General features: G+C 48.7%; 18 protein-coding genes. 8 read left to right on the top strand and 10 right to left on the bottom strand.

Annotated elements, in window-relative coordinates:
- Positions 1–83 precede the first annotated feature (83 nt).
- The gene (locus H6G50_RS05505) at positions 84–1229 is read right to left on the bottom strand and encodes a VWA-like domain-containing protein (protein WP_190714030.1); all 1146 of its coding nucleotides are present in this window, start codon (positions 1227–1229) and stop codon (positions 84–86) included.
- The gene (locus H6G50_RS05500; RefSeq protein WP_190714028.1) at positions 1229–2230 is read right to left on the bottom strand and encodes a MoxR family ATPase; all 1002 of its coding nucleotides are present in this window, start codon (positions 2228–2230) and stop codon (positions 1229–1231) included. The genes H6G50_RS05505 and H6G50_RS05500 overlap by 1 nt, the downstream gene beginning before the upstream one ends.
- A gap of 617 nt (positions 2231–2847) precedes the next feature.
- Here H6G50_RS05500 and H6G50_RS05495 point away from each other — a divergent pair.
- A complete protein-coding gene (locus tag H6G50_RS05495) occupies positions 2848–4017 on the top strand; it encodes a pyridoxal phosphate-dependent aminotransferase (RefSeq protein ID WP_199302715.1) in 1170 nt (389 codons plus the stop codon).
- A gap of 18 nt (positions 4018–4035) precedes the next feature.
- On the opposite strand, the gene H6G50_RS05490 is transcribed toward H6G50_RS05495, so the two are convergent.
- Positions 4036–5004: an IS701 family transposase gene (locus H6G50_RS05490; RefSeq protein WP_190714026.1), complete on the bottom strand. Its 969-nt coding sequence runs from the start codon at positions 5002–5004 to the stop codon at positions 4036–4038.
- 293 nt (positions 5005–5297) lie between these two features.
- On the opposite strand from H6G50_RS05490, the gene H6G50_RS05485 reads away from it, so the two are divergent.
- Positions 5298–10430, top strand: a complete 5133-nt coding sequence (locus tag H6G50_RS05485; protein ID WP_190714024.1) for a S8 family serine peptidase — start codon at positions 5298–5300, stop codon at positions 10428–10430.
- Between the two features lie 255 nt (positions 10431–10685).
- On the opposite strand, the gene H6G50_RS05480 is transcribed toward H6G50_RS05485, so the two are convergent.
- Together H6G50_RS05480 and H6G50_RS05475 are read right to left on the bottom strand one after the other, a co-directional pair.
- The gene (locus H6G50_RS05480; protein ID WP_199302714.1) at positions 10686–11021 is read right to left on the bottom strand and encodes a toxin-antitoxin system HicB family antitoxin; all 336 of its coding nucleotides are present in this window, start codon (positions 11019–11021) and stop codon (positions 10686–10688) included.
- Positions 11014–11277 carry a toxin HicA gene (locus H6G50_RS05475; RefSeq protein ID WP_190714022.1) on the bottom strand — a complete coding sequence of 88 codons (264 nt, stop codon included), beginning with the start codon at positions 11275–11277 and terminating at the stop codon, positions 11014–11016. The genes H6G50_RS05480 and H6G50_RS05475 overlap by 8 nt, the downstream gene beginning before the upstream one ends.
- Positions 11278–11868: 591 nt before the next feature.
- On the opposite strand from H6G50_RS05475, the gene H6G50_RS05470 reads away from it, so the two are divergent.
- From H6G50_RS05470 to H6G50_RS24370, 5 genes are all read left to right on the top strand, one after another.
- The gene (locus tag H6G50_RS05470) at positions 11869–12153 is read left to right on the top strand and encodes an HU family DNA-binding protein (protein WP_190714020.1); all 285 of its coding nucleotides are present in this window, start codon (positions 11869–11871) and stop codon (positions 12151–12153) included.
- A 27-nt stretch (positions 12154–12180) separates the two neighbouring features.
- The gene (gene cobD, locus H6G50_RS05465) at positions 12181–13326 is read left to right on the top strand and encodes a threonine-phosphate decarboxylase CobD (RefSeq protein ID WP_190714018.1); all 1146 of its coding nucleotides are present in this window, start codon (positions 12181–12183) and stop codon (positions 13324–13326) included.
- 72 nt (positions 13327–13398) lie between these two features.
- Entirely contained in the window at positions 13399–13632 is a 234-nt protein-coding gene (locus tag H6G50_RS05460; RefSeq protein WP_190714016.1) for a hypothetical protein, read from the top strand.
- A 2-nt stretch (positions 13633–13634) separates the two neighbouring features.
- Positions 13635–13868 (top strand): hypothetical protein, encoded by a 234-nt coding sequence (locus H6G50_RS05455; protein WP_190714013.1) that lies wholly within the window; start codon positions 13635–13637, stop codon positions 13866–13868.
- A gap of 302 nt (positions 13869–14170) precedes the next feature.
- The gene (locus tag H6G50_RS24370) at positions 14171–15565 is read left to right on the top strand and encodes an NAD(P)/FAD-dependent oxidoreductase (protein ID WP_190714011.1); all 1395 of its coding nucleotides are present in this window, start codon (positions 14171–14173) and stop codon (positions 15563–15565) included.
- 2 nt (positions 15566–15567) lie between these two features.
- Here H6G50_RS24370 and H6G50_RS05445 read toward each other — a convergent pair whose 3' ends face one another.
- The 5 genes from H6G50_RS05445 to kdpA all read right to left on the bottom strand — a co-directional run bounded on the left by H6G50_RS05445 (position 15568) and on the right by kdpA (position 22172).
- Positions 15568–16677: a sensor histidine kinase KdpD gene (locus H6G50_RS05445; RefSeq protein ID WP_190714009.1), complete on the bottom strand. Its 1110-nt coding sequence runs from the start codon at positions 16675–16677 to the stop codon at positions 15568–15570.
- Positions 16678–17067: 390 nt separating this feature from the next.
- Complete coding sequence (gene kdpC / locus H6G50_RS05440; RefSeq protein WP_190714007.1) at positions 17068–17667, bottom strand: K(+)-transporting ATPase subunit C; 600 nt, start codon at positions 17665–17667, stop codon at positions 17068–17070.
- A gap of 141 nt (positions 17668–17808) precedes the next feature.
- Complete coding sequence (locus H6G50_RS05435) at positions 17809–18069, bottom strand: potassium-transporting ATPase subunit F (RefSeq protein ID WP_190714005.1); 261 nt, start codon at positions 18067–18069, stop codon at positions 17809–17811.
- Between the two features lie 189 nt (positions 18070–18258).
- Positions 18259–20403 carry a potassium-transporting ATPase subunit KdpB gene (gene kdpB, locus H6G50_RS05430; protein WP_190714003.1) on the bottom strand — a complete coding sequence of 715 codons (2145 nt, stop codon included), beginning with the start codon at positions 20401–20403 and terminating at the stop codon, positions 18259–18261.
- Between the two features lie 83 nt (positions 20404–20486).
- Positions 20487–22172, bottom strand: a complete 1686-nt coding sequence (kdpA, locus tag H6G50_RS05425) for a potassium-transporting ATPase subunit KdpA (protein WP_190714001.1) — start codon at positions 22170–22172, stop codon at positions 20487–20489.
- A 239-nt stretch (positions 22173–22411) separates the two neighbouring features.
- Here kdpA and H6G50_RS05420 point away from each other — a divergent pair, with 239 nt between their 5' ends.
- Positions 22412–23464: a HAMP domain-containing sensor histidine kinase gene (locus H6G50_RS05420; protein WP_190713999.1), complete on the top strand. Its 1053-nt coding sequence runs from the start codon at positions 22412–22414 to the stop codon at positions 23462–23464.
- Positions 23465–23578: the final 114 nt, after the last annotated feature.

Genomic DNA, 23578 nt, shown 5'->3' with positions numbered 1-23578 from the left:
GGTGCTGAACGTGAGTAGAAAACCGGGCGAATGCCATTCGCCCCTACCCAAATTTGTCCTAACTATCCCTCTGGGGATTGGTGTTAAAAACTTGAAAGTCGCACGGTTTCGCCAAATGGAAACTCCTGCGAGTCTAACCCTCCCGGCGTAATAACCCACAACACGGGTAAGGGGGGCGGCGCGCTAGGAAATGCCCCGTAGCCATCGGTGAGATAGACGCAAACGCCGTTAGATTGTCCGTCCCAACCGCAACCGTCGGTGTGGAAGACGCGATCGAAAAAGGGGATAAATGAAGTCCCGCCGCCGCCTACGGGGGTGGGAATGTCTCCTTTTGGGTTGAGGGGGTAGGGGCCGTAAGCTTCGGCATCGACGTAGTACAATTCTCCGGTGAGGTGGGGATAGGCGCTGAGGATGCCGCTAACTTCGCTTAAAAACAGCCGCATTTCAGTTTCGCTAATCGAACCGCTGGTATCAACCCCGACAAAGACTTGGACGGTTTCACCTTCTAGGGTTTCTAAGTAAAGACCGCGACCGAGGAAGCGGCGATCGAATCCGGTAAAATCGTTGGGGGTGCGCACGAGGTAGCGCCAGAGATAGGTGCGCCAGTCGAGTTGCGGTTCGGTTATCGTGCCGAGTTCGCGCTGTAAGGAGGCGGGAATGCTGCCTTGTTGAGCAGTTCTGGCGATCGCGATCGCTTGTTGTACGGCGGCTTTCCAATGCGCTTCTAATTCGCTGTTTCCGATACCTTCTTTGGTATCTCCTCCCATCTCTCCAGACGGTTCGAGTAAATCGAGGTTGCAGGTGCAATTTTTGGGGGGATTTTTTAACAGCAATTCGTAGATTTCTTCGACGCTGAATTTCTCTAATTTTGGGTCGCGAATTGCACCTTCGGGCAGTTGAAAGCAGTTTTGTTCGGAAATGGCTCCATTGACAACAATATCGGCGGCAACGTTCCACAATTGGGGCTGTCTTGTCCCCCTTCGCAGGACGTGCAACAAGGCGGCGTGGAGGACTTCATGCAAGAGAACGCCATCGAGTTGGGCGGGGGGTAAACTGCTTAAGAATTCGGGGTTAAAAAATATATCTTTGCCGTTGGTTGCTGCGGTGGATAGGGTCGCTGAGGGCAGAACGCGGGCAAATAAAGCGAGGGTTGCGAAAAACGGCGATCGCACCCGCAATCGTAGCAGGGATGCAGTGATGCTGCGGTTGAAGTCGAGAGCGGTTTCCATTAAAAAGAGACCAATCCTTGAAAATCTTTGAGAAAATCTTGCAGGCGCTTGTCTTTTTGAACCATTTGTGCTAGAGCGCCCATTTGTCCGCGCGCGCGCAGAGTACGGAAGAGATCGACTGCAAACAATTGTACCCATTCTGGGGTGGCGGTGCGATCGAGCCAAGCGAAGGCGCTGTAACCTTGAGTTGCATTTTCGGCGCGCACTGCCAAACCAATCGTCACGGCATAACGAATGGAAGGTTCTTGGGGAAAATCGACATTTTTTCCGGCTCCGTTGAGGATGGCATTAATATCGGGTAGATTTTCGTAAACTTTGAGGTAAGCCGCGAATTCCGCCGCCGCGCCATCGCCCACGGCAGGAGCAATATCAATGCCCGCAAAATGCAACTGGGAAGCCATCTCCCAAGAACGGGGCGAGGGCCACGCAGGTTGCTGGGGATCGAGTTTGTGTAGGAGCGAGGAACGGAAGGACAAGAAAGCGATAACCTGTTCGTGCAAGCCTCGGTTGAGGGCGTAGATTTTGAAGCTTTCAAAGTCGGGTTCGACGTGGAGATGCAAAAAGCGATTGGCAAGGGGAGAGGGCATATCGAAGACGGCGGCGCGGTCTTCTTTGCGGTTGCAAGCCGCCCAGATATACCAGCCGTCCGGCACTTCGTAGCTACCGACGCGCCGATCTAAAATAAGCTGCTGTGCCATTCCTTGCATCGCGGGCGGGGCCATATTTAATTCGTCTAAAAATAAAATGCCTTTCCCTTGACGGGGCAAGAATTCGGGGGGATACCATTTAGAAATTCCGCCTTCTGGAACGGGTAAACCGCGCAAATCGGTAGGAGCGAGTTGGGACAGACGCACGTCTACAAAGTCGATTTTTTGCTGTTGGGCGACTTGGGCGACAATGCTAGATTTACCGATTCCTGGCGGCCCCCAGATGGTCGTACTGATTTGGAGTTGGTTGCTAATAAGTTTATCGAGATAATTTTTAAGGGCGGTCGGAGTCATTATCAATTAAGTTAATAAGGTGTTTAATATTGAGGGTAAAAAGTCTGTAGCTCTTAATAGTTACATTGCTTAAGCTCTCAATTAATTTGTTTTTTTGATAAAGACAATTGTGGTAATTCTTTATTTTTTTACAAAAAGAATATCAATCGCGCACTTTTTATTCTAGCAAATTGTCGCAGTTGGTGGATGTTTGCAATCGCTAAATTCTATAGTGTGATTTTTAAAACAGTCTTGAGTAAGCTATAGCTTTAATACTTATTGAAGATGGAGTTATACGGAGTAGACTTGTCGGAAATGTCGATTTTAACGATGGTGGGTGACGCTACGCTAACGTACCCTACTTTTTAAAGAGTAAAGACGGGGGAGTAAGAGTTGAATGCTCATTTAAGATGGGGTTGTACGGCGTGGAGTTGTCGGAAATGTTGATTTTAAGATGGTGCGTTACGCTCTCACTAACGCACCCTACTTTTTGAAGCGTTACGCGGCGCTAACAAACCGTACTTTCTATTATTCTATGGAGCTTCATGGCAGCGGCAGCATCGGTTAAAATAGAGGGAACGACGGCAGCACGGATGGGCAAAGTTGCGATCGCACTAGAGGGTTTTGCAGATTAGAGTATGAACGGTAGAATTTCTCGAATGCAGGCGGTGCAATCGCCGATTATTCCCCTCGTAGGCGAACTGATTCGCAAACATCCCGGTACGATTTCTCTCGGGCAAGGGGTAGTTTACTACGAACCGCCGCCGGACGCGATCGCGCACTTACAAGATTTTCTCACCAGTCCCGATAACCACAAGTACAAGGCAGTGCGCGGGATTCCGCCCCTATTGGCGGCGATTGAGGAGAAGTTGCAGCGGGAAAATAACATTGCAACGAACGAAGAGAATGCTGTTGTCGTCACCGCAGGCGGCAATATGGCGTTTATGAATGCAGTGTTGGCGATTACGCAGCCCGGAGATGAGATTATCCTGCAAACACCGTACTATTTTAATCACGAGATGGCGATCGCGATCGCGGGATGTCGCGCTGTTCTCGTTCCCACCGACGAAAACTATCAATTGCGTCCCGAGGCAATCGCCGCAGCAATCACCCCCAGAACCCGCGCTATCGTTACCATTTCGCCCAATAACCCCACCGGGGCAGTCTACCCCGAATCCGCCCTGCACGCCGTCAATCAGTTATGTGGCGCGCGCAATCTCTACCACATCCACGACGAAGCTTACGAATACTTTACTTACAACGGAGTTCGTCACGTTTCCCCCGCTTCTTTTAGCAACAGTGCCGCGCATACAATTTCCCTGTTCAGTCTCTCTAAAGCCTATGGATTTGCGAGTTGGCGCATCGGTTACATGGTAATCCCGCAGCATCTTCTCGAAGCAGTCGAGAAAATTCAAGATACTAATTTAATTTGCCCGCCGGTAGTCTCGCAGTATGCTGCTTTGGGCGCGTTGAAGGCGGGTAAAGCGTATTGCGAAAAACGCCAAGAAGCAATTTTTGCGGCGCGAGAAATCGTCCTCAATTCGCTCCAAAGTCTCGAACAATATTGCACCTTTGCCCCCGCTGACGGCGCATTCTACGTCTTCCTTAAAGTCCGCACTTCCCTCGATTCTTTCGCCCTTGTCGAGTGGCTAATTCGCGAGTATGGCGTTGCGGTGATTCCCGGTAATACGTTTGGGATGGAGGAAGGTTGTTATTTGCGCGTTGCTTACGGCGCGTTGCAAGCGGAAACAGCGGCAGCAGGAATCGAACGATTTGTGAAAGGATTGAAGAATATTTTAAAAGGATAATATCCCTCTTAAATCACTTTAGGCAGAGGAAAAGTGGAAATCGAAAGTCTCCCCCACATCAGAAACAGCACCAACAAAGAAATTCATAATCGCAACTAAGCGAGATAATTGTTGAGATAGCTGAGGTATAGGAAAGATTTTTAACCAACCAACAAGAGCATTAAAGCTGACCAGTGGTTGCAAAAGTAATCGAATATTATTGAGCCAGTTCTTCCATCCAAAGACTATCTCTCGAATGTAACGTTCCTCAACCTTACCTCCGCTCATGATTCGGTCAAACTTTCGCCATTTGTTCGCTCTCACCTTTGACCCTCTTGGCATCCAGACTCCGTGGTTACTCCGAATTGCGACGATGAAGTTCAGCTTGAGCTTCTCTAATTCTTCGATAAATGTTGTCTCACTTTCTCCGTATAAGCTATCAGCTAACACCATCTCAACTTCAAAGCCGAGAGCGACGATTTCTCTCACCAGTCGAGCCGCTATCTCGGTTTTCGTCTGGTATCTATCCTCCGCTTTAAGCGTTTTTTTCGGTTTGTAGATTTCAAACAGAATTGGAAAGGTGATTCCTTCGAGCACTCCATAAATTACTACCGAAACCATTCCCCGGTCTATTTTTCCGAGTTTCCCCAGATACTGGCGGGCTGTATAGTCGGTACTGTTGCCTTTTTTTCGGTCTCCGGTTTCATCCACTACTAGCAAGATTTTTCGCCCTATAATCGCTCTTTTCAGCCGGGAGATTCTGCGCTCTCTGAGCTTTTTTATGTCCCAGGGGGAGTGATTGAGAAAATGTTGCAGTCCTTGAGGGTTTTCTAATCCTACCAAGAGTGCAATTTCCGGGAGACTTTTTCTTTTGAGGTCGCTCAGTATTCCGATGTGTAGATATTTAAAGGCTTCAAAACTTCTCACATCTGAAAACAGGTTTCTGTAAAAGGAACAGTACTCGTCTACACATCGAAGCGTGGCCTTAGCAACTCGTGGCGCTATCACGCTCCTCTATCTCCTTTTCACCCTTCCTTGATTGATTTTACCTCCCCCAGAGTGATTTAAGCGGGATAGCTCCCGTAAAAGCGGTTATTGCAAAGTTTTGTAACGATTTTTGCCGACCTGCGTAAAATAACGCAGAAAAAAACGAGTTAACCAGTAAGGAGACTCGATTCAGGGACATAAGACCCTCAATCGAGCGAGGTCGAAAACTCGAGCAGGTGTAGCTCATTGTTGCACGCCGTAATTCGAGCGATCGGCAAATCATTACGCTCCGCTGCGTTCTACCAACCAAAACGATGCTCCACTTCCTCAAAAGCCTCTTCTCCGAACAACCGCAACCGCAACGTAAAAACAGAGGAAAAACCTTTCTCCTCGAACCCATCCTGACTCCCTCCGGATTGCCGCTCGATTTCGGCGATGAGACTCCCGACTTTGACGAACAGAAAGACTTATCCGAGGTGAGTTTCCACGATACCAGCGTCGAAACTCACGCCCACGACGCGATCGATTTATCTCATGTTACGGCTCCCGATCGCCTCGACCTCGATAATCTCGAGGAAATTCCCTTTTTTGATGCCGACGGCGACCCCGATTTATTAGCCGATTCTTCCGCCGATATTGCCGCAGGTAGAGACGTTGTATACAACGTCCCTGCTGTTTCCGCAATTAACGACGTTTTTTCCGTTCCCGAAACTAATTTAGACCTTTTTACTTCCGGCATCTTTACCGTCAGCGATACGGGCGAAGTTGAAATCGATTACCTTTGGGATGGCGGTTCCTACCAAGGACAACTTGCTCTCTTTAACTTACAAGGAATCGACCAGTACGAACCCGGTTCCCAAGACTTTATACTCGAAGCCCTGCACCGCGTTCTTGACTCTTCTCAATCTTCATCTTCTCCTCTCGGTTTTATCGCCATTGACGACCTCAGCGAAGGCGCAAGATTTAGCGGCAACGTTGGCGAAGGCAACTTTAATTCGGGAACTTATAGCAATATTAAAACATTCCATTTAGAAGCGGGTTCGCATTGGGGCGCAATCTTAATTCCGAATGGAACGGCGGAAGAAGTTTGGAATATTTTAAACGACCCTAATGCCACTTTACCGAAAAATCTTCGCCCGCTCTTTTCCCTCGCAACAGCAAATCCTGACGACGGATTGCAGTTCGGACAAATCGGCGACGTAACCGGCGACGGACATACATTTGCTTTTGAAGATTTACGCATTGACGGGCGCACTGATAAAGATTATAACGACCTCGTATTTCAAATTCGCGGGGCTACGGGCGATGCAGTTCATCTCAATGAAGTTATCAATCCTGCCCAGGATTGGCGCAACACTGAAATCGGTCAATCTTTAGTTGAATATGCCACCTTCCGAGGGCAAGAAATTCCTATCTCCGAACATCTTCCCGATGTGGTTCAGTATGCTATAGAACGCGCTGAAGACCTTAACAGTTACGAACCCGAACAACTCGCTCAAACCCATCAATGGATTGTCGGAGTTAGCAGCAACGAACTTTCTCCCGATTTATTAACATTATTGGAAGCGGAAAATAAAGGCGCGGTGGGGCATATTCCCAATACCTATCTTTGGGAGTTTGCACCGAATCGCGATACGACTCAAATTGGGGTGCAATTAGAATCGCTAACGGGCGTTGAATTTGCCTATCCTTTAGTCCCGCAGCATCACGAATTGCGCGATGCTTTGCCCGATAATACTCCCTACTGGCAGTTACATAATGCCGGACAAACGGGAGGAACGCCGCACGCCGATCTTAATGTGGTTCCGGCGTGGAATTTGGGTTACAAAGGCAATGGTATAACGATTGGGATTGTTGACGATGGAATTCAATACAATCATCCGAGTTTAAAGGATAACTATCGCAGCGATTTAAGTCGGGATTTTTTTGAGAAAGTCGGCGGAATTTACGATCCTAATCCCCTGCCTTATATTAGTCCCGTACCGGGTTTAAATGCTGCCGATTCTCACGGAACGGCGATGGCAAGTTTGGCAGCGGGAAAGGGCGAGAGCGGGTTATTTGGTACGGCTCCAAAAGCTTCTGTTGTGGGTTTGCGGTTAGTTCCTAATGCCTTACCAACTGACCTAACACAAGCCGATACTTTGTCTTATCTCAAAGACGATATCGACATTTTTAATAATAGTTGGGGGCCGTCGGATGATTCAAACAAACTGGAAGCGCCCGATCCTTTAGCGCAAATGGTGCTGCATACGACAGCGACGCAGGGACGAGAAGGGAAAGGCGGTATTTTTGTTTGGGCGGCGGGGAACGGACAGGAGTATGAGGGGAATGTTAATTACGATGGCTATGCGAATTCTCGTTATGCGATCGCGGTGGCAGCATTAGACCATAATGGTCTACAAGCGAGTTATAGCGAGGCGGGGGCTTCGGTGTTCGTTTCGGCTCCGGGCGGCGATGATATTGCGCCGATTGTGTCGGCTTACGCCCATCCGAACCGCCCGCAAAGCATCTCCAAGGGGACTTCGGCGGCGGCGGCGCTAACTTCGGGGGTGGTGGCGTTGATGCTGGATGCGAATCATAATTTAACGCGGCGGGACGTACAGCACATTTTAGTGGAAACGTCAAGGAAGACCGATCCTAATGATGTGGGCTGGCGACAGAATGCGGCGGGGTATTGGACGAACGATAAGTATGGGTTTGGGGTAATTGATGCGGAAGCAGCGGTGAAGGCGGCGAAGGATTGGACGTTGGTGGGGACGGAGGTGAAAGTTACCGGCGGTTTGAAGACGTTTAAGAAAGCGATTCCGGGTAATGGGGCTGCGGTAACGGATAGCGTCACGATTAACGAAGATATTACGGTGGAATGGGCGGAGGTGATGTTTGATGCAACGCATTCTCGCCCGGAAGATTTGGAAGTGGTGTTGGTTTCTCCGGATGGAACGCGCTCTGTTTTAGCGGAAGCGCGGGGCGATACGGATAGTGTCTATAAAAAGTGGGTATTTACTTCAACGCGCTCTTGGGGAGAGTCGGCGAAGGGGGATTGGAAGTTGGAAGTTCGCGATAAGAAAACGGGGGAAACGGGAACTTGGAATCAGTGGAAGTTGAACCTTTATGGGGCGCAACCGACGGTGACAATTAAAGCGACGGATGCGGATGCGAGCGAGAGTGGAGATACGGGAGAGTTTACGGTTTATCGCACCGGAAGTAACAAGTTTCCCTTAACGGTTAATTACGATTTATTGGGTGAATACCATTGGTCGCGACCAAAAGCAAAACCTGGAATTGACTATGAAGAATTACCGGGGAGCATCACGATTCCGGCTGGCGCTTCTTCAGCAACTTTCAAGGTGCAGCCCTTTGCCGATAATCAAACTGAGTGGCCGCAAACTGTACGCTTGAAACTCAAAGAAAATGAAAGCTACGAAGTCGGCGAGCAGGACATTGATGCGGTAACAATTAAAGATGTTAACATTCCCGAACTAACTCTTCTTGCAGAATGGTATGGAGGAAATCCTGGCATAGCTGCTCATACCTTTGCTTCAACATCAGAATCTGAAAAAGGGGAACAATTTTTATTGCGCCGAGTTGGGGGAGACATTTCAAAACCTTTAGACGTTTATTACTCTATGCAAGGTAAAGCAGAAAAAGGTGTAGATTACATAATTCCTGTGAATCTCACCATCCCTGCTGGAGAAAATGATTTTTACTTTGGGATTGTGCCAATTAAAGACAATTTAGTAGAAGGAGATGAGGACTTTGAAATAATACTAACGCCAGACCCTACTTATAAATTTTCAACCGGTAATAACAGAGTTTACGATCGCATACCTGGAATTCTTTGGGACAGTGACAATAAGCCATCAGTGAAAATTGAGGCAACGAAAGCTTCTACTTTCCTGGGAGGAGAACCCGGTCAATTTACAATTACCCGTACAGGAGACGATTTGAGTAACCCTTTGAGTATTGAACTCTATGTTCATCGAGATTGGAGATTCCAAGCAAAAAATGGTATTGATTTTAAAGAAATATCAGAGACAATAAAAATCCCTGCCGGTCAAGATTCAGTTTTACTTGATATCGAACCTCTAAAAGGAGATTTAGAGAGACAGGTAGATATTTTCTTAAAAACTAATTCTGCCTATGCAATTTCTACCGAACGCGCTCAGGTAACGATCCTAGACACTAACCCCAAAATTGCCTGGAAACAGCAACTCGGAACCTCTGTATTTGATGCTGCTAACAGCGTGGCAATTGATGCAGCGGGGAATGCCTATATCACGGGTCGAACGGCAGGAAATTTAGAAGGCTCTAGCGCTGGATTGAGCGATGCGTTTGTTGCTAAGTACGATAAAACTGGAACTTTAAAATGGGTTCAACAAGACGGAACCTTGGGTTACGACGAAGCGAAGGGAATTGCCGTTGATGCGGCAGGAAATTCCTATATTACAGGCTGGACGGATGGCGAACTGGGCGGCAGTCGCGATGCTTGGTTGGCTAAATATAACAGTAGCGGTCAGTTGCTTTGGAAGAAGTTTTTAAGCAGTTCGAGCAGTCAGACCAATACGGGCTATGACATCTCGAAAGGGGCGATAACAATGGGGGCGGATGGGGCCGTTTATTTGACGGGTTATACCCAAGGCAATCTTGGCGGGACGAATCAAGGGCAAGCGGATGCTTTTGTTGCGAAGTTTGATAGCAATGGCAACCGAATTTGGGTCAAACAAGTGGGTTCGGGTGCTTGGGATGAGGCGAATGGTGTAGCTGCGGATTCGCTGGGGAATGTTTATATCGCGGGGGTGACGCAAGGGCTGTTGGGCGATGGGAAAGCGGGGGATAAGGATGCTTGGGTGGCGAAGTTCAACAAGGATGGAATGCAGCAGTGGGTGAAGCAGTTGGGGACTGTGGCGAGCGATGAGGCGTTGGGGGTGGCGGTGGATCCGCAAGGGCGCGTTTATTTGGCGGGGCAAACGAAGGGATGGCTGGGAGACGCTTATGCTGGCGATCCTGGGGACTGGTTGGGCGACCACGATGCTTACTGGGCAGGTATTCACGGCGATCGCTCGGGTTTGGGTGGGACGTATTATGGTGAGGGGGATGCGTGGGTTGCTCAGTTTGATGGTGATGGGACGTTAGCTTGGAAGCGAAACCTCGGTACGCCGCAAGCGGATGTGGCGACGGGGATTGCGGCGGATGCGACGGGGGTTTATATCACAGGGACGACGAGCGGGACGCTGAAAACGGCTGCGGGGGCAGAGGATGCGTTTGTGGCGAAGTACGATGCGCGGGGGGCGCTGTTGTGGAAGCAGCAGTTTGGGAGTAGCAGTAACGAGGGGGCGACGGGAATCGCGGTGGGGAGCGAGGGGATTTATGTGGCGGGGTTGACTTCGGGGAGTTTTGGAGGAACGTCTAAGGGTGGGCGCGATGCTTGGGTAGCGAAGTTGGCATAATGCGTAGTTCGTAATTCGCACGATTTATTAAGAGGGCATAGCATTGCGGCTGCCCCTACCGCGATATAGCACCAAAGTCTTGGCTGGTGGGCGCTGCCTACCCTACTAGACCGGCTACCGCGATATAGCACCAAAGTCTTGGCTGGTGGGCGCTGCCCACCCTACCCGATTAGGCGCGATCGATACCAGGTATCTTTAAAATCTCCACCCCCCCACACCATGAGTAGCCTAGAGGACTTTTCCAAGCGCGCGATCTTAAGCCCCTAATTTTGAGTTGATATAGCGATTGAGGCTAACTCCTTCTTCCATTGCCTCAGTGACCAGCTTTCGGTGTATGTGGGGTGGCATTCTAAGTTGAAGGTTGCCACTATATTTTCGATCGGCAATAGGTTCGGGGATTGGCTCTTGTGAGGTTTTGAGATCTTCGACCACATCGCAAACCAATGCACAAATGCCTTCTAAAGCGCTGCTCCGATCTTCGTCAAGATGCGATAAGCTCGGAAATTCCGCGCATAGCCCCACGTACTCGCCATCTTCTTCTGACCAAGTAATGCGGTAAGTGTAGTGGTTGGGGTCGATTTCTTTAGTCATCGTTGCTTTGCCTCTCTATTTTCTCAATCGCTTCTAGGACTTGTTTAATTTGGTAAGCTTTCGCTTTCCCCCCTTTTCCTTCTTGAATATTGACGCGAGGGTCTCCTGGCCACGGGGTTTTATAAATAAGATGACTTCCCTGCTGACGCGCTCTGCCAAAATAATGCTCGCAGACTTTTTCTAAAGCCGAAAACCGAATATTAGCCGGACTTCGCCGCATTGAGGCTACGATGTCGCTAATTCGATTTTGACTCATGCTTTTGATTGAGTATCACTTATTAAGAGGGGTAGTAGTGTTAATAGTGATACTAACATAGGAAAACTCGAAGCGCTCACCCAAAACGAACCAATGGTATACTTCAGCCTTTTCTGATTGATTTTGCACGATTCCTCAAGAGGGCATAGCAATGCGGCTGCCCCTACCGCGAAAAATTTAGTCATCGCGATTGGGAATGGGCAGGGAATAAGCAATTAAACCTAGGCGCTGCTTCGATCGCATCGTTCTGTTGCAGTAAGCACTATCTTGGTTCGCGATCGCCCCTCGCCTTGGTAGTTTTTCCCTGAAACGCTTTCTCAATCTGGGTTTCAGTTTATACGAACCGTGCTTTTTGGCTTGCATTTGGTTCCAGCAAGGGCTGAAAATTCATAAAAAATTGACAAAATCTATATAAATTAAAGCTTTCAGCGATCCACAACCGGCGAATAAGCGTAGAATAATGAGCGTGAAACTTCCAGCCTATGGCGTTCTCGGGGGTTTTAACCGAAAAATCGTTCATCTTTGGGAAGTAATTACTCAAAGTCGAACCTAAATCGATCGATACAATCGCGAAAATAAAGGAGATTACCCGTGAATAAAGGAGATTTAGTCGATAAGGTCGCTCAAAAAGCGACTGTCACTAAAAAACAGGCGGATGCTGTCTTAACGGCAACCCTAGAAGCAATTATGGAAGCCGTGTCCCAAGGGGACAAGGTGACGCTGGTGGGCTTTGGTTCGTTTGAATCGCGCGATCGCCAAGCTCGCGAAGGCCGCAATCCGAAAACCGGCGAGAAAATGGAAATTAAGGCAACCAAAGTTCCTGCCTTTTCTGCTGGCAAGTTGTTCAAGGATAAGGTTTCGCCGCCAGAGTCCTAACGCTTCATCTTCAGATGAGTGTATCGGATGAAGAATCGACCTATTCACGGGGGAAATTTAGCCTGGGCAGCGGCTCTGGCCGGTTGTCCCCCGACCTCGATTTTGGATTTTTCCGCGAGCATCAATCCCCTCGGTCCTCCGGAAAGCGCGATCGCAGCAATTGGGCGGGGACTGGGTGCGATCGCTGCCTATCCAGATCCGCATTACTCTCAGTTACGTTCTGCCTTAGCCCAACATCACGATCTCGATCCAGCCTGGGTTTTGCCGGGAAATGGTTCGGCGGAATTGCTGACTTGGGCGGGGCGAGAACTGGCTCAATTGGGGATAATCGAGACGATCGCGCCGACTTTCCGAGATTACGATCGCGCTCTAGAAACCTTCGGGGCGACGGTTTGCAAAAATGCCTTGCAGATCGATAATCGGGCGCTTCCGCTTCCGAGTTTTGCGATCGCTCCCCACAATGAAGACGCTTCTACCCATCTACCGCTCTTTGAGGGCCATCGCTGGCCGGTTGGGGGGGCAATGTATCGCTGGTTGCACCCTCCCCAGCGCGGCTTATTGTTGAATAATCCTCACAATCCTACGGGCAAAATTTGGAGTTTAGAAACGCTTTTACCCCTATTGACCGAATTTGACCTAATCGTTGCGGACGAAGCCTTTATGGACTTTTTAGCGCCCGCAGAACAAGCAAGTTTGGTAGGGTGGGTGAAAGAATTTAAGAATTTAGTTGTCTTGCGATCGCTCACTAAGTTCTACAGCTTGCCGGGATTGCGTTTGGGCTACGCGATCGCGCATCCCGATCGCCTCGCCCGCTGGCAAAAGTGGCGCGATCCCTGGCCGGTCAACGTCCTGGCGGAAGCTGCCGCGATCGCAGCCCTCCAAGATACTGCCTTCGCGCAAAAAACAATGGAGTGGTTGCCGCCAGCCAAAGCCGAGTTAATTAAAGGTCTTCAAGCTTTAGAAGGATTAGACCCTTTTGAGGGGGCCGCTAACTTCTTATTCGTTCGGTGCGATCGCTCGGTTTCTCAATTGCAAATGAGGTTGCTCAAAAAGCATCGTATTTTAATTCGAGATTGCCTCAGTTTTCCCGAACTGGGCGATCGCTATTTTCGCATTGCCGTTCGCACGCCTGAAGAAAATCAACGCTTGTTAGAAGCATTGCGCGGGCTTTAGTCAACGGATATCTTCGTTCGCCAAGAACTTGCGAACATCAACTATATTGGGAGGAAAGGAACTGCTATATTAATGAATTTTGAAATTCTTGGAAAAATCGTTAATATAGAAGTAATTGCAACGGGGAACAGTATTCGTATTCTTCCTTTGTTGCGAAAGCGATATGGCGGCAGTCGTTGGAGAAAGCTGAAAGGCGAAGCTACAGTTCGTTTGTTTAGTGGAGAGATTCGCCTTGCAGAAGTCCATTGGTTTGAAGCTCATGGGATGGGCAAAAAGAAAATGAAAATCAAGTGCTTTTTAGATTAAGGATGAATACGACTATAGAAACACCATCTAAATATGCAATTTGTATTCAGACAGAAGATGCAGATTCATTAACTCTCCGCAAAGTTTATAAAATTCTCCCCGATGAGAATGCCAAAAAATCGGGATACATTCGCGTTATTGATAATGAAGATGAAGATTATTTGTATCGCGCCGATTTCTTTGTTTTCATTGACTTTGCTCCTGAAGTTGAACGCGCCTTACTCGGAACGTTTTAGTGGATCGAGACGGGCGTATGCAATCATTAGCGTCAACTTAAGGTGAAACACTTAGCCAGCGGTGGAACTCAAGTTCCACAGCGATTAGCTGAAACCCGTTGAAACGGGTTGGATACATTTGAATTTCCCAGTCCTATTTATAGGACTTGAGTTATTAGCCTTGGGTTTGAACCCAAGGCGGGCTATGCGAGCAGGTTTAAGCTTAAGTTGACACCAATGGTATGCAATACGCCCCTACTAATCTGGGATTAACAGGTATTGGGTAAGGGTTACTCGTTACTTTTCACTTTCCAGTTATCTTCGTGAAATTTGAATTCGATCTCGTTGTCATTGGCGATAGTTTTGAAGGGATTTATGCGGCAACAAAAGCGGTAAATCTCAATGCTCGCGTTGCTTTAGTCACCTCCCCTGCAACCGCGATCGACAGCAGCGCCGAATCTCTCTACTGTCGCACCTTGGCGCGTTGGGCGAAGCTGGGGGAAGCGTGGGGCGAAGAAGGGATTGCAGTAGCGCGGGCGGCGATCGCATCTTTAAAAGCCGAACATTCTCTCTCTACCTTGGCAGCGTTAGGCGTTGATATTTTAACCGGGCCGGGGGAATTTTGTCGCTTGCCCGATCGGGCTTTTATTGCAGAAAATCGAAAGTTGCGATCGCGCGCTTACCTATTGGCGACAGGTTCGGTTCCTTTCATTCCCGATATTGAAGGACTCGAGGAAGTCGGCTACATTACGCCCGATGCGCTTTGGCAGCCCGAAAAGTACGCGGCACTCCCGAACAATCTCGCCATTATCGGCGGTAGTCCCCTCGCAATCGAACTTTCCCAGAGTTTGCAGCGCCTCGGCAAACAGATTACTGTAATCGTTGCGGGCGATCGCATTTTACCGGCAGAAGATGTTGAAGCAGAACGCTGGATACAAGCCCAACTCGAAGCAGAAGGCATTCGCATTTTAACGCGCGCCCCCGTTACCCAAGTCCGCCAAATCGCCGGTGCAAAGTGGCTGCAAGCGGGCAATCGAGCGATCGAAGCCGCAGAAATTTTGCTCGCGATTGAGGGCGTTCCAGCCGTGCGGGGTTTAAATTTAGAGGGAGTCGGCGCGATCGCGCGATCGAACGAGATATCCGTCAACGAGAAGTTACAAACCGCTAATCCTCGCATTTATGCCTGCGGGAGTTTGTTAGGCGGCTATCCTCTCGCCCACATCGCCCGCTACGAAGCGGGAATTGCCGTCAAAAACGCTTTATTTTTACCGAGATTTGCCGTTAATTACCATTTTCTAGCACGTGCGATTTTTATCGAGCCGAATCTCGCGCGGGTGGGGATGACGGAGGCGCAAGCCAGACATCATTATGGAGAGGATGCGATCGCGGTGCGGGACTATTATAAAGGCGTATCGCAAGCTTGGGTGCAGGAAGGGAGCGCCGGATTTTGCAAACTCGTTTTGCACTCCGACGGCGAAATCCTTGGCGCGCATCTCGTCGGATTGCAAGCAGCAGAATCCATCGCCCCCATCGCTCTAGCCGTGCAAAATCGCCTTAAAATTGGGGATTTGCTGCGATTTCCGACGCTTTCGCCCTCACTCTCGGAGATTGTCGAGCGGGTGGCGTTTCAGTGGCAGCAAGAGCGCGATCGCAAGCCTTCCGGATTGCAAAAACTACGGAAACGATGGTTGCAAGTGGCACGCGATCGCGGTTGGTAGGGTTATCGCTTATCGGTGGAAATGATATGTACGTCGATATTTTTGAGCGATCGCAAGAGTTTGTGCGTTAGCGATCCGTTTAAAATCAGTTGCCAGCGCGATCGCTGACTTTCGCCGATAACAATTTGCGTAATGCGATAATTTTGGGCAACCGTCGCGATCGCTTTCACTTTATCGGAGTCCGTAACGCGAACAAACTCGCCTCCAAATTCCTCGCACAACCCCTCGCAGGTTTCAACGTGCAAACTTTCCGCTTTCGTTAAAAATCGCTCCGGATCTTGAACGAATAAACAATAAAAAGGAGCGTGCATATAACCCGCAATTCTCGCGCCGCGTCGAATTAATTGAACGGCATTTGGGTAAGTCGAAACGCACACTAATAGTCGCTCGTGAATGTTGCAAAAAGGAGCATTTAGTTGAGAACTATTTGCGGCTTGTTCGATCGCTTCTTCTTCGATATTATCGGCAACTTCTCGCAGGGCTAATTCTCGCAGCGCAATCAGGTTGCGTCGTTGAAAGAAATTTTGTAGAGATTGGTTAACCTTTTCTATAGCATAAATCTTGCCATCTTTCAACCGTTCTTCTAAGGTTTCTGGTGTAACATCGATAACAACTACTTGGTCGGCTTCTTCGAGGAGGCGATCGGGAATTCGCTCGCGCACGACAACACCAGTAATACGCGCGACAAGATCGTTTAAACTCTCGATATGCTGAATATTCACCGTTGAATAAACATCAATTCCCGCCTCTAAAATCACCTCCACATCTTGATAGCGTTTTTCTCGTTGAGAACCGGGGATATTGGTATGAGCGAGTTCGTCAATTAACGCCAGTTGCGGTTGTCGAGCTAGGATCGCATCGACATCCATTTCAGTTAAGATTGACCCCGAATAGTTAATGTGTTGTCGCGGGATAATTTCCAATCCTTCCGCTCGTTGAGCAGTTTCCTGACGGTTGTGCGTTTCCAGCAAACCAACAATGACATCCATCCCTTCTTGGCGCAAGCGATGTCCTTCCTCGAGCATTCGGAAAGTTTTCCCCACACCCGGAGCCATGCCGATAAAAATCTTATGTTTTCCCCGTTGCTGTGAAGGTAAAGAAGGATTGTACATCGTCGATCGTGAATCGTAAAAAGTAGGGTGTGTTAGCGAAGCGTAACGCACCATTATTCTAAAATTCGAGAGAAGTTTAGAATTTGCACCGTTAGCTCAAATTCATGGAAAAAAGTAGGGTGTGTTAGCGAAGCGTAACGCACCATTATTCTAAAAATCAGGAGAAGTTTGGAACTGGCAACATTATCTCAAACTGATAGAAGAAAATAGGATGTGTTAGCGAAGCGTAACGCACCATTATTCTAAAAATTATGAGAAGTTTAGAACTGACAACATTATCTCAAATCAATAGAAGAAAGTCGGGTGTGTTAGCAAAGCGTAACGCACCATTGTTCTCAAAATCGAGAGAAGTTTAGAACTGGCATCGTTAGCTCAAATTGATATTAGCAACTATTTCAAAGCATCTAACGCGAGATTCAACCTCAACACATTAATCCCCGGTTCGCCAAATATTCCTAAACTGCGTCCGTCCGTATTTTGAGCAATTAGAAGGTTTAATTGCTGGGGTTGAAGTTGTCGCGCTTTGGCAATGCGGGAAACTTGCGATCGCGCCGCTTCGGGGGTAATATGCGGGTCGAGACTAGAGCCAGAAGTATAGACGAGATCGGCAGTGGGTTGTATTTCTGCCTGTTTTAATTTCTCCGTCGTCTCCCGAACTCTCTTGATTAAATCGGGATTGGAAGGAGCTAAATTACTCGCCCCAGAAACGCCGGTTTTAAGGATCCCATCCTTATCATTGTTCGGATCTGCGGTACTGTAGCTTGTGCTGCTGGGACGGCTGTTAAAATAGCGATCGCTACTAAAGGGTTGCCCGATTAAAGCCGAACCGATCGCTTTTCCGCTGCCATCTTTTAAAATACTGCCGTTCGCTTGAAAAGGAAAAACAATTTGTCCGAATGCTACCATCACCAAGGGGTAAATAATAGCGGTTAGAATCCAGAGAACTAAAGTCGAGCGAATAGCTCTACTTATTTCGCGTGCAAAAGTCATATTAGTAAATTGTTAATGGTGAATCGTGAGGAATTGAATATTCCTGTTTTGGCTGTAGAGACGTTGTATACAACGTCTCTACGGTTTTTAAGAAAAGGTTGATAGAGAGTCTCTCAGAGCGAGAATCGGCAGCCCGATCTTCTAAAACTTTTCCGGCGCGAACATGACGACAAATAAATAAATCGAAAGAGCAACTGTTCCCAGTCCTAATAAACCTAATGCCCAAGCTTGAGATCGAGAAAGCGTTTCGGCATTAGCGGCTAACACGAGCGGCGCGATAATAAGGTTAAAGCAGAGCGCGAGAAATAATGCTAAAGGTAATTTTTTATCGCGCCATTCTTGCCAAATCTCGATCGCGTCTTCAACAGATTGCAGAGAGGGATTAAACGAATTGCGTTTCATGGGATAGAGGAGTTAGAAAAAGATAGGGTTTGAGCGGGGAAGATGACAGACGTAAGAAGTTTAACGGTTAAATTTGGTTCGCTCCCCCCTAACCCTCCTTAATAAGGGTGGAACTGGAAAGTTTTCAATATTCTCCCTTCTTAGTTCTCAAAGTCCCCCTTAACAAGGGGGATTTAGGGGGATCGAAATTCAAGAAAGAGGTAAAACTAAATCGATCGCTTTAATCGCAATAAACGGGGCAATAATCCCGCCCAAGCCATAAACGAGAATATTGCGCTGTAACAAGCGATCTGCTGCAAGCGGGCGGAATTCTACGCCACGCAACGCTAGGGGAATTAAAGCGGGGATAATCAGCGCGTTATAAATCAAAGCCGAAACGATCGCGGATTGAGCGCTTTTTAAGCCCATAATATTTAACGCGCCAATGCCAGCCGCTGCAAAAATCGTGGGGATAATCGCAAAATATTTCGCGATATCGTTAGCAACGGAAAATGTCGTCAAAGCACCGCGCGTAATCAACAATTGTTTGCCAATCGTCACCAAATCGATTAACTTGGTCGGATCGGAATCTAAATCGACCATATTTGCCGCTTCCTTCGCCGCTTGCGTGCCGGAATTCATCGCTAAACCGACGTTCGCTTGCGCGAGGGCGGGCGCGTCGTTGGTTCCGTCACCCGTCATCGCCACCAGCTTCCCTTGCGCTTGTTCGGCGCGAATAACTTCGATTTTGTTTTCCGGTGTCGCTTCGGCGATGAAGTCATCGACTCCCGCTTCTTTGGCAATCACTGAGGCGGTAATTCGATTGTCGCCGGTTAGCATAATCGTTGTTACGCCCATCCGTCGAAGTTGGTCGAAACGTTCTCTCAGTCCCGGTTTTACGATATCTTTGAGGTAAATTACGCCGTAGATGTCATTGCCTTTGCAAACGGCAAGGGGAGTGCCGCCGAGGTGGGAAACGCGTTCGTAGGCTGCGTCGAGACTGTCGGGGACTTGTCCGCCGCGAGAACGCACGAATCCTTTAATCGCATCGACAGCCCCTTTACGATACTCCTTCCCCTGCCAATCTGTGCCGCTTATGCGCGTGCGGGCGGAAAATTCGATGCCTTCTGCCGTGTGAGAGTCTAGAGCGGGAATTTCCCCCATTTTTTCGGCGAGACGGACGATGGAGCGTCCTTCTGGAGTTTCGTCAAAGATACTCGCGATCGCGCAAATTTCGGCAACTTCTTCTAAAGAATGGTTATTAACCGGGATAAATTCATCGGCTAAACGGTTGCCGAGAGTAATCGTCCCCGTTTTATCCAATACTAAAGTATTGATATCGCCGCAAGCTTCGACCGCGCGCCCGGAAGTTGCGATAACATTAAACTGAGCGACGCGATCCATTCCCGCAATCCCAATGGCGCTGAGTAAACCGCCAATCGTTGTGGGAATCAGCGCGACCAGCAGCGAAATGAGAATCGCGATGCTGGTTCCCGAACGCAAACTATTTCCCGCTTCCGTACCGATGGCACTGTCTAGAAAGTTGGCAATATAACTGGAGAGGGCGGGAGTCGTGGCGACGACAATTAAAAAGACTTGGGTTAAAACGGCTAATAATACCGTTAAAGCGATTTCGTTCGGCGTTTTGCTGCGTTCTGCGCCTTCTACGAGGGCAATCATGCGATCGATAAATCCTTGCCCGGGATCTGAGGTAATTTGTAGCACCAATTCATCGGAGAGTAGGCGCGTACCGCCCGTTACCGAACTGGCGATATCCGTTCCCGGTTGCTTCAATACCGGCGCGGATTCGCCCGTAATCGCCGATTCATCCACCGAACCGATGCCTTGCAGCACTTCGCCATCCGCCGGAATGATATCGCCGGCAATGACTTTGACGCGATCGCCCCGATGTAAATCCGTCGAACTCACCTCCTGAATCGTACCATCGGGGAGCAATTTACGAGCCGTTGTATCGCTGCGCGTCGATCGCAACGCATCCGCCTGCGCTTTCCCCCGTCCTTCCGCTACCGCCTCGGCAAAGTTCGCAAAAAGCACCGTAAAAAAGAGGATGAGCGTAATAATGCCATTCAGCAAGCGCTGTTGGTTTAAATCTCCCGTTACCGTCCCGAAAATGTTCGGATTTAAGGTGACGAGTAGTGCCACCAACGTTCCCAACCACACCACAAACATCACGGGATTGCGGACGGCAACGCGAGGATTGAGTTTGAGAAAGGCTTCGCGAATGGCGCGCTGATACAGCCCGCTGCGATCGACTTTTGGGGTATGCTTGCGATTGTCGCGGCGATCGCTTCTTCGCTGTGGATGGGAAGGGGATGATTCGTCTTTGTTAATCATAGTTTTAACCATTCAAAATGCGTCTTGGGAAGCCCCACACCTGAGAAAAGGAGACTGTAGGGGCGAATGGCCATTCGCCCTGACTAGAAAATTTGAAATGCTTCGGCTACTGGCCCTAAAGCCAGGACGGGAAAGAACGTTAGCGCGCCTAAAATAAGGATGATGCCCGCCGTTACGCCGGTAAAAAGTCCGGTATCCGTCCGCAGCGTGCCGATAGTTGCGGGAACGGGATGTTTGCGAGACATACTATCGGCGAGGAGGAGTAGGGCGACGATGGGGATGTAGCGTCCGGCTAGCAAGCTGAAACTGGTACTCAAATTCCACCAAAGGGTGTTATCGCCTAATCCTTCAAAGCCGGAACCGTTGTTCGCAGCGGCGGAGGTATATTCGTAGATAACTTGAGACAGTCCGTGAAAGCCGGGATTGCTAATTCCGGCAAGTTGGGGGAAGGAAAGGGCGATCGCGGCGGGAATGAGAATTGCGATCGGATGTACCATTAAAATCAAGAAACTAGCGAGAACGACTTCTCGTTTTTCAATTTTTCGCCCTAAAAATTCCGGCGTTCTTCCAACCATTAACCCCGTAACGAAGACAGCTAAAATTAAGTAGGCAAACAGATAAGCCGTGCCGGTTCCCTGTCCGCCGAAGACGATTTGTAAGAACATATTCGCCAAAGTAACAAAGCCGCCATTCGGCATTAAAGAATCGTGCATTGCGTTCACCGCACCGCACATCGTCGCGGTTGTAATGACGGCATAAAGGGCAGAGTTTGCCCAGCCGAAGCGAACTTCTTTTCCTTCGAGGTTGGGGGCAAGATTGCTGCCTAAAACAGTGTTAACTTCTGGATTGCCGCGATATTCGCCGATCGCAGTAATAACGACAAACAGGACTAAAAGCGCCAGAGGAATGCTATAAACCATCCACGCTTGCTTTAAATTATTCGCAAAAATACCGTAGGTAATAATCAGCGAGGAAGGAATTGAGAGAATAGCAATCAGTTGAATGAGATTGGTGAAACCGTTGGGATTTTCAAAGGGATGAGCGGAATTAATACCGAAGAAACCGCCGCCATTTTCGCCTAATTCTTTAATGATTTCAAAATGGGCAACCGGCCCGCGCGCGATCGCTTGACTGATTTCAGGATTTTCTAAGGTGGGAACCACCAGCGCCCCTGCTAGCGTTTCGGGCATTCCGGCGGCGATAAACGCGATCGCGCCAACAAGACTAATTGGCAGTAAAATGCGGGTAATCGAGCGAATTAAATCGACATAGAAATTGCCCAACGCTCGCCCCGTTAAGCCGCGAATAAAAGCAATCCCAACCGCTAAACCCGTTGCAGCGGAAACAAACATCATGAAACCCAAAGCTGCAAATTGAGTGAAGTAACTGTAAGTGGTTTCGCCGGAATAATGTTGTTGATTGGTATTGGTGAGAAAAGAGATCGCAGTGTGCAGCGCTAAATCCCAAGAAGGCGCGCCCAATCCAGTGGGATTAAACGGTAACGCGCCCTGAAGCAAGAAGATTGCGAAGATAAACACCAGCATGACAGCATTACTCATTAAAATAGCGCGGGCATACTGCCACCCGGTCATTTCTTCACGCGCGCGCACGCCACTAAGCGAATACAGAAGCCGTTCTAACGGTGTCAGAACTGGATCGAGAAGCGTTCGTTCGCCCAAAAAGACGCGCGCCATATAGCGACCGAAAAACGGCGAAATTGCCACAACGATCGCGATCGTTAGGAAAATTTGAATCCATCCTTGTAACATAGCAATTACGAGCGATTGTTAAAATTTAACCTTGTTAGGGGGTGAGAAATTCACACATCTTTGTTCCGACAAAAAGGTTGAAATTTGAAAGCTTGCCCCGAACAACTGATAACTGTAAATTAGATGGTGTAATAATTTGGTAAGGATTACAAGGGATAGATTGGCGTTTATGGTAATTTTTAGTCGAATGAAATAGGCAATTGTTAAAAGTGATTAGTTAACCTTGATTAGTTAATCGTATGAAAATGATTTGGTTGGAAACCGGGCTGTTTGCCATCGTGCTATCCCTCGAGTTTTCCACGCCCCCCGACTATGTTTTCAGTTATCTCTATATCGGCCCGATTTTGCTTGCTAGCACTCATGCCAGTCGAAAAACGACGTTTTGGGTAACGCTAGCGGCTTGTATTGTCACCTTGCTCAATATTTGGCTGCCGGGGCTGGATATGGTTAAAACCCCAACGATCGCCAGCCGCGCGATCGCAACTTTAGCCCTGATTGTCACGGGTTTATTGAGCGATCGCAACCGCACTTACCAACAAACCCTTCTCCAGCAACAAGCGCGCTTAGAATCCCAAGAAAAACTCGCCAGCGTCCGCGAAGACTTTGCCTCGACTTTAGCCCACGATCTCAAAACCCCACTCCTCGGCGCAATTGAAACGCTCAAAGCCTTTCAACGGGGCAGTTTTGGGGCGGTAGAATCCCGCCAGCAACCCGTGTTAGCGATGATGGTTCGCAGCCATCAAGCCACCTTAAAACTGGTTGAAACCTTACTCGATGTCTATCGCAACGATAATGAGGGCTTGAAACTCACTCTCGAAGCCGTGGATTTGGGCGCGATTGTCGAAGAAGTGGTAACGATGGTGACGGAATTAGCAGCGAGTCGTCGAGTCTGTATTACCGTTCGCTATAGTCCGTCGAATTTTCGCCAGTTTTTGTGGGTTAAGGGCGATGCAGAACAACTTCAGCGCGCGATCGCGAATTTATTGACAAACGCGATCGATCATTCCCCGCGCGGCGAACGAGTCGAGGTAATTTTGGAGGCGGGAACCTCTTACCACAGCCTCAAAGTGTTGGATAATGGCGGCGGTATCGAACCCGAAGAACTTCCTCACTTATTTGAACGATTTTATCGGGGACAGAGCGATCGTCAAGCAAAAGGTTCGGGACTGGGGCTTTATTTATCCCGTCAGATTATCGACGCGCACGGCGGTACAATTTGGGCAGAGAATCGCCATCCGAGAGGAGCAATTTTTGCTTTCAGACTGCCAACTCTCCCTTGGAGTGATGAATAATGAATAATGAATAATGAGTGATGAGTGATGAGTGATGAGTGATGAGTGATGAAGGGGAAGTTATGAGTTATGAATTACGAATTACGAATTACGAATTACGAATTACAAATTGCG

Source organism: Oscillatoria sp. FACHB-1406, from assembly GCF_014698145.1.
Lineage (GTDB): Bacteria > Cyanobacteriota > Cyanobacteriia > Cyanobacteriales > Spirulinaceae > FACHB-1406.
This window is presented reverse-complemented; position numbering and strand designations above follow the sequence as displayed.